This window comes from Vogesella sp. XCS3, assembly GCF_020616155.1.
GTDB lineage: Bacteria > Pseudomonadota > Gammaproteobacteria > Burkholderiales > Chromobacteriaceae > Vogesella.
Window position 1 is genome coordinate 3,139,704 of the sequence record NZ_CP085530.1, and the last position, 15,761, is coordinate 3,155,464.

Here is a 15,761-nt window from a genome sequence, read left to right on the forward strand (position 1 = left end):
ATGGAACAGCAACTAACTACCCTGATTGCGCGCCTGCTGGCGCACCGCGTATTACCGCGCAGCGACGCCCTGGCGCGCCGCGCACTGCTGGACGAAACCTTCCGCCTGGAGCTGGACCAAAGGTTGGCCGCAGCCGGCCTGCAGCTGGTAGAAAACCCCTACGCCGAGCACATCGCCGTGGCGCTGCTGCCAGCGCTCACCGAGCCGGTATTCGGCAGCGGCGAAGCCTGGCTCAACAACAACCTGGGCCTGCCGCGCGACGGCGTGGCGCTGCTGGTGATTGTGTGGGCGCTGATTATTTTGCCCAAGCGCGAACGCCAGGTATCGCGTGTGGCCGCCGGTAACGAAGGCCAGCACGATATGTTCGGCGCGCAAAAGCCGCTGGAAACCGGCGACACCGTGTCGGTGGGCGTGTCGGAAGACGCGCTGTACGCCGATTTTGGCAAGCAGCTGGGCGGCCGAACGCGCTTTAATGCCAACCTGGGCCGCCTGGTGAACCTGGGCTTTTTGCAGCGCCGTAACCGCTGGCTGGTAGAAGGCCCGCTGCTGGACGTGATGATCGACTACAGCCAGCTGGCGCCGCGCATCATCGAAGGCGCGCTGGCCGAAGTGCTGTCGCGCCGCGGCCAGCTATCGCAGCACCTCACCGCGCAGCAGCTGCAGGACGGCCCGCCAGGGTTGGCCGCAGACAGCGCAGAAACAGACAAGCCACACGAGGAGCAAGCCTGATGTTCCAGATGAAATCGGTAGAAATGGTGCACTGGGACTTCTGGCAACGCCTCACCGTGCCGCTGGACGCGCAGATCGTCACCATCATCGGCCCCAACGGCTCCGGCAAGACCACCCTGCTTGACGCCATGCGCACGCTGCTGGCCATCAAGTGCTCCGGCAAGCGCGATTACAAGCGCTACGTGCGCAACAACCGCGAGCCGTATGCGTTTCTGAAAGGCGTGGTAGACAACCCGCGCCGCCTGCAGGGCGGCTTGTACCCCACGCCGTTCTTCCCGCTGCTGCAGCCGGAAGTGACCCTGCTGTGCCGCATCAAGAAGCAGGGCGGCGACTGGGTGCGCCACTACGCCATTCTGGAAGGCGACGTCGCGCTGGATCAGGCCATCGGCGATAACACCGTGCCGTGGCTGGGCGTGCAGGAATACCGCCGCCGCCTGGAAGCCGCCGGCCTTACCGCCGCCGTGGCGGAGGTACTGGCGCTGGAGCAGGGCGACACCGACAAGCTCACCGAATACAGCCCCAAGCAGCTGCTGGACCTGGTGTTCCAGGTGTTTGGCGACAAGGACGTGCTGGCCAACTACCAGCACGCGCGCGACGAGCAGAAAGCCGCCGAGGCCGAGTTGGCCGCACTGGGCCGTCAGGAAGAGGCACTGCAAGGCCGCGTCGAGATGATGAAAAGCCGTGCCAGCCGCTACCTGGAGTGGGTGGGCCTGAGCAAGCGCATCAGCCGTCTGCGCGACGAGGCGCTGCCGGTGCTGGGCCTGATCGATGGCCGTGCCGCCACCGGCAAGCTGTGGCAGGACTACCGCCGCCTGCAGGCCGATTACCTGGGCGTTAGCCGCCAGCACCGCGACACGCTGCAGCTGGTGGCCACGCTGCGCGAGGCAGAAAGCAGCGCGCTGGCAGCGCGTGACGCGGCAGAAACGGTGCGCAAGCAAGCGCAAGAAGCCTTCATGCAGGCGCGCGACGCCGAGCGCGACATCGCCAGCCAGCTGAAAGAGCGCGACCGCCTGCAAGCGCTGGCCAGCCGCGAATACGGCGAAGACGCCGCCACGCTGGGCCACAAGTTGGCCGCACTGCGCGACGCCAACGAGCGCCTGCGTGACACGCTGAAAGCGCAAAAGATCGAACGCGACGGCTGCAGCGCCGAGCTGGCCGCGCTGGAAGGCGGCAAGCCGCGCGCGCCGGAAGACGTGCGCCACTTCCGCGCCGCGCTGGACGAAGCCGGCATCGGCCACCAGATGCTGGCCGACATTATCGAGGTAACCGACAGCCGCTGGCAGGGCGCGGTCGAAGCCTTGCTCAAGCCCTACCGCCACGTGGTGCTGCTGCAAGACGCAGCCGACCGCCGTGCTGCCTGGCAGCTGGGCGAGAAGCTGCGCTACCGCCACTTTGTGGTGCCGGAAACCGCCAGCGCACCGCGTGCGCGCAGCGGCAGCCTGCTGGAAGTGGTGCGCTTTGCCGCCGACGCGCCGGACTGGCTGTACCAGCAGATGAACCGCGTCAGCCGCGTGGCCAGTGTGGCCGACGGCGCTGCAGAGGACGGCGACTGGATCACGCCGGAAGGCTACTTCCGCGAGCGCCGCGGTGCGCGCCACATCGGCGTACCGGCGCACGACTTCGCCTTTGGCGAAGCCGCCCGCCAGGCCCGGCTGCAGGCGCTACGCGACAGCCTGAAGGCATTGAACGTGGCCATGTTGCGCCACGAAGAACAGCTGGTGGCCGGTACGCGCGACGCGGCGCAGCTGGCCGAGTATCTGTCCGGTATGGACGCCATCCGCCTGCTGGATAGCCGCGCCGAAGAATTTGCCGCGCTGGCGGCGCAGGCCGACAGCCTGAAGCAGGCGGTGGCCGAGGCCGGCGAAAGGTTGGCCGCAGCCCAGGCCGAGCGCGACGCTGCCGAGCAGCGTTATAGCGACGCGCGCATCGCCCACGACCGCGTGTGCCAGCGCGAACAGGACAGCCTGCAGCGCGAGCACAAGGCACAAACCGATATGGCGCAGGCCCGCCGTGCCATCCGTCGCCATCTGGCCGAGCTGCGCGACTGCCGCAGCCACTTGCCGGCTGCGGCGCAGGATGCGGCCTTTGTGGCGCAGCTGGCCGACGAGTTCGAATCGGCCGCCGACGTGCGCCACGAGATCAACTATCTGGAAGAACGGTTGGCCGCAGGCGAGTGGGAGCGCGACGACGCGGTGCTGCAGCTCAAAGACAAGCTGCAGGAAGATCTGACCAGCCTGACGCGCGAATGCCAGCGCCGCCAGGCCGAAGTGGAACGCGCCGCCGGCCTGACCAGCGATGCGCGCGATGCTTACCTGGGCAAGCTGCGCGCCACGGTGCGCGCCTACGGCCACAACGTGAAGCGCCTGGGCGAGCTGGCCGGTATTGGCGTGGAAGTCGAGCTGCCCACGTTGGCCAACGACGACGCACTACTGGCGCAGGCCGGCCTGGTGCTGAAGTTCAACTTCGACCAGAAAGGCCTGATGGGTCTGAACGATGGCGAGGCGTCCGGCGGCCAACAGGTGATGAAGTCGCTGATCATGCTGATCGGCCTGATGATGGACGAAAGCAACCCGTCCGGTTTTGTGTTCATCGACGAGCCGTTTGCCCACCTGGATATCTTCAACATCGACCGCGTGGCCGGCTTCCTCAAAGCCACCGAGGCGCAGTACCTGATCACCACGCCCAATACGCACAATATCAACATCTTTGCGCCGTCCGGCCTCACGCTGGCCACGCGCAAGAAACGGCCGGGCGAGCAGTGGGCACCGCCTATCCTGCAAACCCGCCGCCGTGTGGATGCGGCGTCGTAAACCCCAACCCGGCCTGGCCGGGTTTTTCTTTGGCGCCCACTTGATAACAGATGGATAGACATTCATAACGCATACTAATAGAATGCCTTTCTTTTTTGACTTTGGCATAAAACCATGAAAAAGCTCGCGCTTGTCTCCCTGCTGTCCCTCGCTCTGTGCGGCCCTGCCCAGGCCTTTGGCCTGAATACTTTGCTGAGTGCCGGTACCGATCTGGTGAAGTCCGCCACCCTGTCCGACGCCGAAGTGCAGGCCATGGCCGCCGAATCCAGCAAGGCGCTGGACAAGCAGGCCAAGGTTGCCGCCGCTGGCAGCCCGCAAGCCAAGCGTCTGGCCAAGATCGTGAGCGGCCTTACCAGCGAAGATGGCCTGAAGCTGAACTTCAAGGTGTATCTGGATAAAGAAGTGAACGCCTTTGCCATGGCCGACGGTACCGTGCGCGTGTACAGCGGCTTGCTGGACAAGATGACCGACGACGAAGTGCGCTATGTCATTGGCCATGAAATCGGCCACGTAAAACTGGGCCACAGCAAAAAAGCCATGCAGGTAGCCTACGCGGCGTCTGCTGCGCGCAAGGCGGCGGCCGGTAGCGGTAACGCCAATGTGGCAGCGTTTTCCGAGTCGGAAATGGGCGAGCTGAGCGAACAGCTGCTGCATGCGCAGTTCTCGCAATCGCAGGAAAGCGACGCTGACGCCTACGCCGTCGAGTTTCTGAAGCGCCACAATTACAAGCTGGACGCCGCGCCGTCCGCGCTGCGCAAGTTGGCCGCACTGTACGGCAACGACAGCAGCCTGCTGTCCAGCCACCCGGCCGCCGGCGACCGTGCCGACAAGGTTGAAAAGCTCATCAAGTAAGCCTGGCGGTACTGCTTTGGCGGTAAACCGGAAGCCCTTTTGCCATGCAAAAGGGCTTTTTGTTGTGCGATTGCCCCATCGGATACAAGCCGGTTTGCCGTGCCGCAAATGCCGGTGTGCTTTGCTGTGTCACGGGTGGCCATGGGCGCTACACTGGTGCTTCGATAAAAAATCCGAGAGCGCATCATGACTAAACGACTGCTGGCCCTGGTGGCCTCCCTGGCTATGCTGGCACCTTTGGCGCAGGCCGAAGCACTGGTGGATGCGGCCAACCCTGCTGCCTTGTACGAGCTGGCGCGTGGCTACGGTTCGGCCGAGCTGGGCAAGAGCGAGCGTGGCAACCCGAAGATCAAGGGGCGCATTGATGGCATGGCCTATACCATTTTCTTTCTGCAGTGCGAGAAGGGGGAAAAGTGCCGCGACGTCCAGCTCAGCGCTGGCTGGTCGGGGTACGACGTGAGCCAGGCACAGATTGCAGACTGGAATAGCAGCAAGAACTACAGCAAGGCTTATCTGGATGACGAGAACGACCCGATTCTGGAAATGGATATCGTGATGAGCCCGGGGATGAGCCCGGCGGCGTTCGAGCGTGCACTGGGGCTATGGAAGAAAGCACTGCGTGACTTCCGTAAAGAGGTGCTGAAAGTACCCGATTAACATCACGGCTCATGTTGGACATGACAGAACCAAGCACTTGCTTGACAATGTCGGTTCACCGATTCGGGAGATTTCTATGCGTAGCCTGACATCCCTGCTGGGCAATTCACAAAAACTGGACGGCGGTGCCATGTTTGGTAACGCCCCCCGCGCGGTATGGGCCGGCTGGCTGGCGCCAGACGAGCAAAACCGCGTACCGCTGTGTTGCCGTTGCCTGCTGGTAGAAGAGGCGGATGGCCGCCGTATCTTGCTGGAAACCGGCATTGGTGCCTTTTTTGCCCCCAAGCTGCGCGAACGTTACGGCGTGATGGAAGAAAACCACGTGCTGCTGGATTCGCTGGCGGCGCACGGGCTGAGCCACGAGGATATCGATGTCGTGGTGCTGTCGCACCTGCATTTCGACCACGCTGGCGGCTTGTTGGCCGCATGGGATGGCGGGCCGGCGCGGTTGTTATTTCCCAATGCGCAGATCGTGGTAGGGCGCGAAGCGTGGCAGCGTGCACTCAACCCGCACCCGCGCGACCGCGCATCGTTTGTGCCGGAGCTGGTGGCGCTGCTGGAAAGCTGTGGCCGGCTGGTGCTGGTGGACGGCGAGCAGCCTCCGGCCTGCCTGCCGGCGGACTGGCGTTTTAGCGTGTCGCACGGCCATACGCCGGGCATGCTGCTGGCCGAGATCCCCATGCCGGATGGCCCGGTGGTGTTTGCTGCCGACCTGATTCCCGGCGCGCCGTGGGTGCACGTGCCCATCACCATGGGGTACGACCGTTTCCCCGAGCAGCTGATAGACGAAAAGCGCAGCTTGCTGCAGCGCCTGGCGGCAGCGCACGGGCGCTTGTTCTTTACCCACGACCCGGCCGTTGCCTGTGCGCCGGTGCTGTTTGACGCCGACAAGCAGCGTTTTGCGGTGATGGCGGGGCAGCCGAGCTTGCAGCAACAGGCCAGCTAGGCGGCTTGCTACCCTTGCTTGCCGGTGGGTTCCTGGCTGGTATTTTTGCGATATGCCAGTGGAAATGTGTGGCGTATGTTTAACATATTCTACGACATTTAAACGCACGTTTGCGGCACAATAAGCCACAGTTTCACCCAGGGGTTTCAGGGGGTGCAACTGTGGCTTTCTTGTTGTTGCAGCTAGCTTATTGCCTTGTTTTTTAATGATTTATGACGGGCGTGCTAAGCAGCGCTTTGGCGGTTTTGTGGCGGGGTTATGGGTGGCTGGGCTGCCATCTGGCTTGCGCCGTGTTTAATAAATTGCTCGGCTTGTGTTGCGGGCTGGCTATAATGCCCCCCACAACAAAAGTAACAAGCCGATTGAGCGTGGCTGTTTTGCCTGCCCTGGGGCGGGCTAGCACCACACTTGCCGAAACACTGCATTGGGAGAAGGAGACTCAGACATGCTTGTCTGGTTCGTCGTCATGTATCTGGCCGTTACTGTGGGTATTGGCCTGTACGCATCTACACGCGTGAAAAACGCAAAAGATTTTGCGGCCGGTGGCCGTAGCATGCCATTCCATATCGTCGCGGCCATGGTGTTTGCTACCTGGTTTGGTTCCGAGGCGGTACTGGGTATTCCGTCTACCTTTATCGAAGAAGGCTTCCACGGCATTGTGGAAGACCCGTTCGGCTCGTTTACCTGCCTGATGCTGGTGGGGGTGTTTTTTGCCCGCCCGCTGTACCGCATGAACCTGCTGACCATGGGTGACTTTTTCCGCCAGCGCTACGGTAGCACGGTAGAGGTGATCACCAGTCTGGCCATCATGATGTCCTATCTGGGCTGGATTGCCGCGCAGCTCACCGCGCTGGGCGTGGTGTTCAATGTGTTGTCTGATGGCAGCATCACCACGACAAACGGCATGCTGATCGGTGCCGGTATCGTGCTGGTGTACACGCTGTTTGGCGGTATGTGGTCGGTGGCGCTGACCGATTTCTTCCAGATGGTGGTGATCGTCGGCGGCCTCTTGTACCTGGTATGGCTGTTCAGCGGCATGGCCGGTGGCGCCGACAAGGTCATTGCCAAGGCCGCCAGTGACGGCAAGTTCACCTTTATCACCAGTACCGAGCCGCGAGACCTGGTGGCCTTTATTGGGGCGGCGGTTACCATGATGTTTGGCTCCATTCCGCAGCAGGACGTATTCCAGCGCGTGATGTCGGCCAAGAGCGAGAAGATTGCCGTGCGCGCCACCATTGTGGGTGCCGTGTTTTACCTGACCTTCTGCCTGTTGCCGGTATTCCTGATTTACGCCGCCTCGATGATCAACCCCGAGCTGGTACAGAAATGGCTGGCGGAAGACTCGCAGATGATTCTGCCGCGCATGATTCTGGAAGAGACACCGCTGTTTGCCCAGGTGATGTTCTTTGGCGCACTGTTGTCGGCCATCATGTCTACCGCCTCCGGCACCTTGCTGGCGCCGTCGGTCATTTTCGTGGAAAACATCTTCAAGCACTTCAAGCCGAAGATGAGCGACCGCGAATTCCTGCTGGCTACCCGCTCGGCGATTCTGGTATGCGCGGTAGGTACCACGCTGTTTGCGCTGTATTCCGATGCGTCCATTTACGAGATGGTGGGTAATGCTTACAAGGTCACCCTGGTAGCGGCGTTTGTGCCGCTGACCGCCGGCCTGTTCTGGAAGCGTGCCACCACCCAGGGGGCCATGCTGGCGATTGCATTGGGTGTCGGCACCTGGATTCCACTGGAGCTGATGGCGACGGATGCCGACTTCTGGCCGCCACAGCTGGCCGGTTTGCTGATGAGCGTGCTGGGGATGATCCTGGGCTCCTTGCTGCCGCAGCTGGTGGCACCGCAGCAGCCTAGCCGCGACCACGGTGCCCAGCCGCAAACGCAGGCGGGCTAAAGTGCTCTGCCAGCCGCACAGCAGGGGACCGTGCTTTGGGCTGTGCGGCCTGGCCATTGTCTTACCGGGGCGTTTGCCCCGGTTTTTTTATGGGAACAGTTTGTTGCGCGGTGGCCGCTTGCCCGCTGTTCAAGCGCATGGCATGGTGAGCGAATGAAAACGACCCCTATGCGCCTTGCCTATCTGCTGCTGACCCTGACTGCGCTGTTCTGGTCGGGTAATTTCGTGCTGGCGCGTGCCATGCACGCCAGCGTTGCCCCGATGACGCTTTCCTTCGCCCGCTGGGCCATCGCCCTGTGCCTGCTATTGCCTTTTGGCTGGCGGCCAGCCTGGCAGCAGCGTGCGCTTTGGCTGCCGCACTGGCGGCGCTTGCTGCTGCTGGCGCTATTGGGCGTCACCGGCTTCAATTCGCTGGCTTACTGGGGCCTGCAGTACACCGCCGCCACCAACGCGGTGCTGCTGAATTCTTTTATTCCCATCCTGATCGTGCTGTTCGGCGCGCTGTTTTTTGGTATGAAGATCGGCCTGCGCCAGGCGCTGGCGGTGGGCATTTCCTTTATCGGCGTGCTGTTTATCGTGGCGCACGGCGACTGGCACAGGTTGGCCGCATTGGATATCAACCGTGGCGACGCAGTGGTGTTTCTAGCCATGGTGGCGTGGGCGCTGTACACGCTGCTGCTCAAACCCTTGCCACCGCAGCTAGACCGCATCGGCCTGCTCACCGTACTGGTCGCCATCGGCCTGCTGGGTATTGCGCCGCTGTTTGCTGCCGAGCTGGCTAGTGGCCGGCATACGCCGCTTACTGGCGGCACGCTGGCAACCTTTGCCTACGTGGGCACCTTGCCGTCGGTGGCGGCCTACTATTTTTACAATCTGGGCGTAGCCCGTGTAGGCGCCGCACGCGCCGGCATGTTCATCCACCTGATGCCGGGCTTCGGGGCCGTGCTGTCCATGCTGTTTCTGGGCGAGGCGCTGCAGTGGTACCACCTGGCCGGTATCGGGTTGATCTTGTCGGGCGTGGTGCTGGCGACGCGGGCGGGTAAGAGTTGAGGGCAAAGGGAGAGCATGAGCCGTTTCTGGAGCGACACCGTCAAAGCCCTGCAGCCGTATGTGCCGGGCGAACAGCCGCGCATCAGCGGGCTGATCAAGCTGAATACCAACGAAAACCCGTACCCGCCATCGCCTGCCGTGCATGCGGCCATCGCGGCGGCCAACGATGCGGCGTTGCGGCTGTACCCTGATCCCCAAGCCAGTGCGCTGCGCGAGGGTATCGCCCGCTACTACGGCCTGGCTTCAGAACAGGTGTTTGTCGGCAACGGGTCGGATGAGGTGCTGGGGCTGGCGTTTGTTGCCTTGCTGAAGCACGAAGAGCCGCTGCTGTTTCCGGATGTCAGCTATAGTTTTTACTCGGTGTACTGCGGCTTGTATGGCATTGCCTACCGCAGCGTGGCGCTGACGGCAGATTTTCGCATTGCGGTCGACGACTACCGGCAGCCTTGCGGCGCCATCATTTTCCCCAACCCCAATGCGCCCACTGGCTGCCTGTTGTCGCTGGCCGAGATCGAAGCCTTGTTGCAGGCACAGCCAGATGTGCCGGTGGTGATCGACGAGGCGTATATCGATTTTGGCGGCGACAGCGCGGTGGCGCTGATTGAGTGCTACCCCAACCTGCTGGTGGTACAGACGCTGTCCAAGTCGCGTAGCCTGGCCGGTCTGAGGGTAGGGCTGGCGCTGGGGCACCCGCAGCTGATCGAGGCGCTAGAGCGGGTGAAAAACAGTTTCAATTCCTACGTGCTGGACCGCCCGGCGCAAGCCGGAGCGCTGGCTGCTTTTGAGGACGACGCTTACTTTCGCCAGTGCCGAGACGCTGTCATCAACAGCCGCGAACGCCTGAGTGCCGGTTTGCGGGAGCGCGGGTTTACGGTACTGCCGTCTGCGGCCAACTTCGTGCTGGTGACGCACCCGCAGTACGATGCCGTCTGGCTGGCGGCGAGGCTGCGCGAGCGCGCCATTGTCGTGCGCCACCTGGCCCAGCCCCGCATCGCGCAATACCTGCGCATCAGCATTGGCACCGACGCCGAATGCGATGCCTTGCTGCAGACACTGGATGCCATTCTGAATCTCCTCGGAGCAAACACATGAGCGAACAAGACAAACAGGCCGGGCTGGCGCGGCGCACCCAGGTGATGGGCGAGGCGTTTGCCACGCGGGCGATGGGCGGTCTGGACGGCTTCAGCCGCCCGCTGCAGGACTGGCTGAACGAGCACGCCTGGGGCAGCACCTGGCAGCGCGACGGTATCGACCTGAAAACCCGCAGCCTGCTGACCTGCGCCATGTTGGCCGCGCTGGGCCGTAGCCAGGAGCTGAAAGGCCATATCCGCGGCGCCATCAACAACGGTGCCAGCCTGGTGGAGATCCGCGAAACCCTGCTGCATTGCGCGGTGTACGCCGGGGCACCGGCTGCCGTCGAAGCGTTCCGCGCCGCGCGCGAGGTGCTGGCCGAGCTGGGTTTGTCTCTGCCGGACGACGCGCAGCCCTGATTGCGGTGCTTTGCGGCCAACCCTGCTGCCAGCGGGGTTGAATTTTCGCCGCCATGCCTCACACTCAGCGCATTACCCACTGTTGTTACCCAAAGGAACCCACGCAATGGCAACCGTTACCCTCAAAGGCAACCCTGTAGACGTGGCTGGCACCCTGCCGGCTGTTGGCACCGCTGCCCCGGCCTTCACCCTGACTGCAGGCGACCTGTCCGACGTGGGCCTGGCCGCTTTTGCCGGCAAGAAAAAGATCCTGAACATTTTCCCGTCGGTGGATACCCCGACCTGCGCTACCTCGGTACGCAAGTTCAACGAAAAAGCCGCCGCCCGTGACGGCGTGGCTGTACTGTGCATTTCCGCCGACCTGCCGTTTGCGCAGAAACGCTTCTGCGGCGCCGAAGGCATCGAAGGCGTGGCCAACCTGTCCACCTTCCGCAACCCGGGCTTTGCCGAAGCCTACGGCGTGAAGCTGGCCTCTGGCCCGCTGGCCGGCCTGACCGCCCGCGCGGTGGTGGTACTGGATGAAAACGACCAGGTGCTGCACAGCGAGCTGGTGGCCGAGATTGCCGACGAGCCAAACTACGACGCCGCACTGGCTGTGCTGTAAGACAGCCAGGTCGGGAATGAGAAAAACCGGTCAGCTTGCGCTGGCCGGTTTTTTATTGCGTTGAGCTTGTGTCGGGGCGCTAGGCCGCAGCTGGCACTATCCCGCCAGCGCCGGGTAGCACCGTGGGCGGGGTGCGGCCAACCTTGGTTTGCGGCTGGGTGCGAAACCACGCCAGATCCTGGTTCAGCTGCTGCGAGGCGTCGGTCAGACGGCCCATGGCCGGAGCCAGGGTTTGCATCTGGCCAAAGATGCCGGCGGCCAGTGTGGCCACTTCGTCGCCCTGGCTCACGATATTGTCGCTGGCGGTGTGTTGCGCCTGGCGGGCTTCTTCGATGTCGCGCATGGCCTGGCGGAAGGCGGTCATGGCCTGGTCGGCTTGCAGCAGTGCGCTGTTTAGCGTTTCTTGCGCGCCTATGCTTTGCTCGCCGGCCTGGTGGGCTTCATCCATGGTGGCCGCCAGCGCCTGGCTGGCCGACTCTACCCGCAGCAGGGTGTCGAAGATGCGTGCTGTGGCGCTTTCGGTGCGCTCGGACAGCTTGCGTACTTCGTCGGCCACCACGGCAAAGCCGCGCCCCTGTTCGCCGGCGCGCGCGGCTTCGATGGCGGCATTCAGCGCCAGCAGATTGGTTTGCTCGGCTACATCACGAATCAGGGTGCTGATCTGGGCTATGTCGCGGATGGCGGTTTTCAGCTGCTCGGCATCGTGTACGCCGCCTTGCAGGCGTACCGACAGCTTGTGCAGCGTGTCGGCCGTGCTGGTGGCCAGGCTGCGGGCGTGGCCGGTGCGTTCGCTGCCATTATCGGCGTGGCCCACGGCCTGCTCCAGCGCCTGGCTGATGCGCTGGTTGCCACGGGCAATCTGGCCGGCGGCGGCGCGGGTGTTCTCTGCCTTGTCGGCTTGTTGCTGGGTGACGGTAATGACCTGGCCGGTCAGCGCCAGGATGCCGCGTGCTTCGTGCTCGCTCTGCGCGGCGGTGCTGCGCACGGTGGCCAGCAGGGTGGTGAGTTTGTCCAGGAAGCGGTTGATATGGCGTGCCGCTTGCGACAGCTCATCGGCACCGCTCACCGGCAGGCGCGCGGTCAGGTCGCCTTCACCTAGCTGGTCGGCTGCGTGCTGCATGGCGGCGATCTGCTGTTTTAGCCGGCGTGCCAGCATGACTTGCGAGAGCACTACAATCACGCTAGCCAGGCCCAGCGGCCCCAATACCAGCAGCACCAGCCGGCCCAGCGCGCCCTGCATGGCGGTTTCGGCCTGGGCGAGCAGCTGGCGTTCGGACACCAGGCGCTGGTCGATCAGCCCCACCAGCGGCTGCAAGCTCATCTGGTAGGCTTGCTCGGGAATGGATAGCGCGTCTTCCGGCGAGGTCTCGGCAATCTTGATCGCCGACTGCAGGTTCTGGTGGTAGGCCTGCCAGTGCTGGCTGGCCTGTTTGCTGAAGCTGTCGCGCTCGGTGGCGGGCAAGGCGGCCACGATAGCGGCAATCAGTTGGCGGCTACTGCCGTTGACGGCGGCCAGCCGGCTGGCGGTATCGGGTAGCAGCGGGTCGGCGCGTGCTAGCGACAGCACTTCGGCCTTCAGCGTTTGCAGGTTGGCCGATAGCTGCTGACGGCTACGGTATTGTTCAAAGTCACTACGTAGCGACCACAGCTGCTGGCTGCTCAGCAACATCACTGCCAGCAGGCAGGCGAGCGTAAGAATTACCGTGAGCCACAAGCGTTTGACCAGCGTCATTTTAAATCCATCCTTATTAAAGCTGAGCGCAGTGTAGGCGGCCAACATTACTGGCAGATGACACTTAACCTAGATGACGCAGGCTTGTAACCCTGGCTGGATCTACCCGGTAGGCAAGACAAAGCGGCACCCGCTTTTCAGCCTAGGTGCCGCTTGTTAAGGTGCGGTGAAAGATGGGTTACAGCGCGGCGTCGGCCGCGGCGCTGGCTTTGTGCTTGTCCATGATCTTCACGTAGTGTTCAGCCGAGTACTTGAAGTAGGCCAGTTCGCCTGCGGTGAGCGGGCGCACCTGTTTCACCGGGTTGCCCAGGTACAGGTAGCCGCTTTCCAGCCGTTTGTTCGGCGGTACCAGGCTGCCGGCGCCGATCAGTACGCGGTCTTCGATAACCGCGCGGTCCAGGATGATGCTGCCGATGCCAATCAGCACTTCGTCGCCGATGGTGCAGCCGTGCAGGGTGACGTGGTGGCCGATGGTGACGTGGCGGCCGATGATCAGCGGCGCGCCTTCCGGGTCACTTTCCTTGCGATGGCTGACGTGCAGCATGGCAAAATCCTGCACATTGCTGCCTTCGCCTATGCTGATGCGGTTAACGTCGCCGCGTACCACGGCGCAGGGCCACACCGACACGTTGGCCGCCAGCGATACCTCGCCGATGACCACGGCGGCGTCGTCGATATAACAGCTGGGGTCGATGTGCGGGCGGTGCCCGTCGTAGGAACGGATATTGCGATTCACGGAATTGTCCTTATCTTCAGTCTGTCTATGCGCGGGTGATGCTGCGCCACTTTCCACAGGATGCCAAACATGACCACCAATCCGCTACTGGACTTTAGCGATCTGCCGCGCTTTGCCGCGATCAAACCCGAACACGTTACCCCGGCGCTGGACGTGCTGCTGGCCGAAGCGCGCGCTGCGGTAGAGCAGGTGATCGCCGCCGGCGGCGACGACTGGGACAGTGTATCCGAGCCGCTGTCCGACGCTACCGAGCGCCTGGGCCGCGCCTGGGGCGTGGTGGGCCACCTCAATAGCGTGATGGGCAACACCGAGGGCCTGCGCGAGGTGTACAACGCCGAAATCCCGCGCATTTCCGCCTTCTTTACCGAGCTGGGGCAAAACCTCGACCTGTACGCGCGCTTCAAGGCGGTGGCGGCCAACCCGGCCTTTGCCGACGCCAGCGCCGCGCGCAAGAAAATCATCGATAACGACCTGCGCGATTTCCGCTTGTCCGGTGCCGAGCTGCCGGACGCGCAAAAAGCGCGCTTTGCCGATATCTCCAGCCGCCTGGCCGAGCTGTCCAGCCAGTTCTCGCAAAACGTGATGGACGCCACCGACAGCTTCAGCCTGTACATCGATGATGCGGCCGAGCTGGCCGGCATCCCGGAAGACACGCTGGCGTTGTACGCTGCCATGGCGGAAGCCGACGGCCAGCCGGGCAAGTACAAGCTGGGTCTGCAGTTCCCGCTGCTGTTCCCGGTGCTGCAATACGCCGACAACCGCGCGCTGCGCCAGCAGCTGTACGAAGCCAACGCCAAGCGCGCCAGCGAGTTCGGCCCAGCCGAACAGGACAATACCGCGCTGATCCGCGAGCGCCTGGTGCTGGCCGCCGAAGAGGCGCAGCTGCTGGGCTTTGCCAACTACGCCGAGCTGTCGCTGTACACCAAAATGGCCGAAAGCCCGCAGCAGGTGATCGACTTCCTGCGCGACCTGGCCGCCCGTGCCAAGCCCTACGCGCAGCAGGATCGCGCCGAGCTGGAAGCCTTCGCCCGTGCCGAGCTGGGCCTGGACACGCTGGAAGCGTGGGACATCAGCTACGCCGCCGAAAAACTGCGCGTGGCGCGCTACGCGTTCTCCGAGCACGAAGTGAAACAGTACTTCCCCGAACACAAGGTGCTGGCCGGCCTGTTCAGCGTGGTACACAAGCTGTACGGCATCAGCGTAGAAGCCCGTGACGTCGAAACCTGGCACCCGGACGTGCGCTACTACCAGATCCACAAGGACGGCGCGCTGCTGGGCGGCTTCTACCTCGACCTGTACGCCCGTGACGGCAAGCGCCCCGGCGCCTGGATGGACGACGTACGTGGCCGCCGCGTGAAAGGCGGCCAGGTGCAGACGCCTGTGGCCTACTTGGTGTGCAACTTCACCCGCCCGGTGGGCGACAAGCCGGCCACCTTCAGCCACGACGAAGTGACCACGCTGTTCCACGAGTTCGGCCACGGCCTGCACCATCTGCTGACGCGCGTGGACGAGCTGGGCGTGTCCGGCATCAGCGGCGTGGAGTGGGACGCGGTGGAGCTACCCAGCCAGTTCATGGAAAACTTCTGCTGGGAATGGGGCGTGCTGCAAGGCATGAGCGCCCACGTGGACAGCGGCGAGCCGCTGCCGCGCGCGCTGTACGACAAGATGCTGGCCGCCAAGAACTTCCAGAGCGGCATGCAGACCGTGCGCCAGCTGGAGTTCTCGCTGTTCGACATGCAGCTGTACACCGCGGCCAACCCTGACAGTGTGGACTGGCAGGCCTTGCTGGAGCAGGTGCGCGACGAGGTGGCTGTGAACCGCCCGCCGGCGTACAACCGCTTCCCCAACAGCTTCAGCCACATCTTTGCCGGCGGCTATGCCGCAGGGTATTACAGCTACAAGTGGGCAGAAGTGCTGTCGGCCGATGCATATGCAGCCTTCGAAGAAGCCGGCGGCGCCAACCCGGCAGTGGGCTACAAGTTCTGGGACGAGATCCTGGCCGTGGGCGGTAGCCGCCCGGCGCTGGAATCGTTCCGCGCCTTCCGCGGCCGCGACCCGCAGATCGACGCGCTGCTGCGCCACAGCGGCATGAGCGAGCCAGCTACGGTCTGACACGCTATCTTTGCCGTTGCGGCCAACCTTGAGCAAGGTTGGCCGCAAGACACAAGGGCAAGCCCATGGGCTTGCCCTTGTGCTGTCTAGCGTATGCTGATGCATAGCTGCCTGATGTCGGGCTGCTAGTGTTTCAGTCG

General features: G+C 63.4%; 13 protein-coding genes. 11 read left to right on the forward strand and 2 right to left on the reverse strand.

All coding sequences use genetic code 11. The features are described from left to right. From LCH97_RS14940 to tpx, 10 genes are all read left to right on the forward strand, one after another. Entirely contained in the window at window positions 1–729 is a 729-nt protein-coding gene (locus tag LCH97_RS14940; RefSeq protein ID WP_017508671.1) for a hypothetical protein, read from the forward strand. After that, window positions 729–3,539: an ATP-binding protein gene (locus tag LCH97_RS14945; protein WP_227302378.1), complete on the forward strand. Its 2,811-nt coding sequence runs from the start codon at window positions 729–731 to the stop codon at window positions 3,537–3,539. The genes LCH97_RS14940 and LCH97_RS14945 overlap by 1 nt, the downstream gene beginning before the upstream one ends. Window positions 3,540–3,653: 114 nt before the next feature. Then, entirely contained in the window at window positions 3,654–4,391 is a 738-nt protein-coding gene (locus LCH97_RS14950; RefSeq protein WP_227302379.1) for a M48 family metallopeptidase, read from the forward strand. Window positions 4,392–4,577: 186 nt separating this feature from the next. Continuing rightward, the gene (locus LCH97_RS14955; protein WP_227302380.1) at window positions 4,578–5,048 is read left to right on the forward strand and encodes a YbjN domain-containing protein; all 471 of its coding nucleotides are present in this window, start codon (window positions 4,578–4,580) and stop codon (window positions 5,046–5,048) included. Window positions 5,049–5,124: 76 nt separating this feature from the next. Further along, window positions 5,125–5,994 carry an MBL fold metallo-hydrolase gene (locus LCH97_RS14960; RefSeq protein WP_227302381.1) on the forward strand — a complete coding sequence of 290 codons (870 nt, stop codon included), beginning with the start codon at window positions 5,125–5,127 and terminating at the stop codon, window positions 5,992–5,994. Window positions 5,995–6,439: 445 nt separating this feature from the next. Next, window positions 6,440–7,897, forward strand: a complete 1,458-nt coding sequence (locus LCH97_RS14965) for a sodium:solute symporter family protein (protein WP_227302382.1) — start codon at window positions 6,440–6,442, stop codon at window positions 7,895–7,897. Window positions 7,898–8,050: 153 nt separating this feature from the next. Then, the gene (locus LCH97_RS14970; RefSeq protein ID WP_227302383.1) at window positions 8,051–8,947 is read left to right on the forward strand and encodes a DMT family transporter; all 897 of its coding nucleotides are present in this window, start codon (window positions 8,051–8,053) and stop codon (window positions 8,945–8,947) included. Between the two features lie 15 nt (window positions 8,948–8,962). Then, window positions 8,963–10,039, forward strand: coding sequence for a histidinol-phosphate transaminase (hisC, locus tag LCH97_RS14975; protein ID WP_227302384.1), 1,077 nt, complete (start codon window positions 8,963–8,965; stop codon window positions 10,037–10,039). After that, a complete protein-coding gene (locus tag LCH97_RS14980; RefSeq protein ID WP_227302385.1) occupies window positions 10,036–10,437 on the forward strand; it encodes a carboxymuconolactone decarboxylase family protein in 402 nt (133 codons plus the stop codon). The genes hisC and LCH97_RS14980 overlap by 4 nt, the downstream gene beginning before the upstream one ends. 106 nt (window positions 10,438–10,543) lie before the next feature. Further along, window positions 10,544–11,041: a thiol peroxidase gene (gene tpx, locus LCH97_RS14985; protein ID WP_144372728.1), complete on the forward strand. Its 498-nt coding sequence runs from the start codon at window positions 10,544–10,546 to the stop codon at window positions 11,039–11,041. Window positions 11,042–11,120: 79 nt separating this feature from the next. Here tpx and LCH97_RS14990 read toward each other — a convergent pair whose 3' ends face one another. Together LCH97_RS14990 and LCH97_RS14995 are read right to left on the reverse strand one after the other, a co-directional pair. Next, a complete protein-coding gene (locus LCH97_RS14990; protein WP_227302386.1) occupies window positions 11,121–12,773 on the reverse strand; it encodes a methyl-accepting chemotaxis protein in 1,653 nt (550 codons plus the stop codon). 178 nt (window positions 12,774–12,951) lie between these two features. Continuing rightward, window positions 12,952–13,509, reverse strand: coding sequence for a gamma carbonic anhydrase family protein (locus tag LCH97_RS14995; RefSeq protein ID WP_227302387.1), 558 nt, complete (start codon window positions 13,507–13,509; stop codon window positions 12,952–12,954). 69 nt (window positions 13,510–13,578) lie between these two features. On the opposite strand from LCH97_RS14995, the gene LCH97_RS15000 reads away from it, so the two are divergent. Continuing rightward, window positions 13,579–15,621: a M3 family metallopeptidase gene (locus tag LCH97_RS15000; protein ID WP_227302388.1), complete on the forward strand. Its 2,043-nt coding sequence runs from the start codon at window positions 13,579–13,581 to the stop codon at window positions 15,619–15,621. Window positions 15,622–15,761: the final 140 nt, after the last annotated feature.

Excerpts from the sequence above, each read along its gene's own strand:
- LCH97_RS14940 (WP_017508671.1), top strand. The coding sequence starts at position 1 with ATGGAACAGCAACTAACTACCCTGATTGCGCGCCTGCTGGCGCACCGC.
- LCH97_RS14945 (WP_227302378.1), top strand. The coding sequence starts at position 729 with ATGTTCCAGATGAAATCGGTAGAAATGGTGCACTGGGACTTCTGGCAA.
- LCH97_RS14950 (WP_227302379.1), top strand. The coding sequence starts at position 3,654 with ATGAAAAAGCTCGCGCTTGTCTCCCTGCTGTCCCTCGCTCTGTGCGGC.
- LCH97_RS14955 (WP_227302380.1), top strand. The coding sequence starts at position 4,578 with ATGACTAAACGACTGCTGGCCCTGGTGGCCTCCCTGGCTATGCTGGCA.
- LCH97_RS14960 (WP_227302381.1), top strand. The coding sequence starts at position 5,125 with ATGCGTAGCCTGACATCCCTGCTGGGCAATTCACAAAAACTGGACGGC.
- LCH97_RS14965 (WP_227302382.1), top strand. The coding sequence starts at position 6,440 with ATGCTTGTCTGGTTCGTCGTCATGTATCTGGCCGTTACTGTGGGTATT.
- LCH97_RS14970 (WP_227302383.1), top strand. The coding sequence starts at position 8,051 with ATGAAAACGACCCCTATGCGCCTTGCCTATCTGCTGCTGACCCTGACT.
- hisC (WP_227302384.1), top strand. The coding sequence starts at position 8,963 with ATGAGCCGTTTCTGGAGCGACACCGTCAAAGCCCTGCAGCCGTATGTG.
- LCH97_RS14980 (WP_227302385.1), top strand. The coding sequence starts at position 10,036 with ATGAGCGAACAAGACAAACAGGCCGGGCTGGCGCGGCGCACCCAGGTG.
- tpx (WP_144372728.1), top strand. The coding sequence starts at position 10,544 with ATGGCAACCGTTACCCTCAAAGGCAACCCTGTAGACGTGGCTGGCACC.
- LCH97_RS14990 (WP_227302386.1), bottom strand. The coding sequence starts at position 12,773 with ATGACGCTGGTCAAACGCTTGTGGCTCACGGTAATTCTTACGCTCGCC.
- LCH97_RS15000 (WP_227302388.1), top strand. The coding sequence starts at position 13,579 with ATGACCACCAATCCGCTACTGGACTTTAGCGATCTGCCGCGCTTTGCC.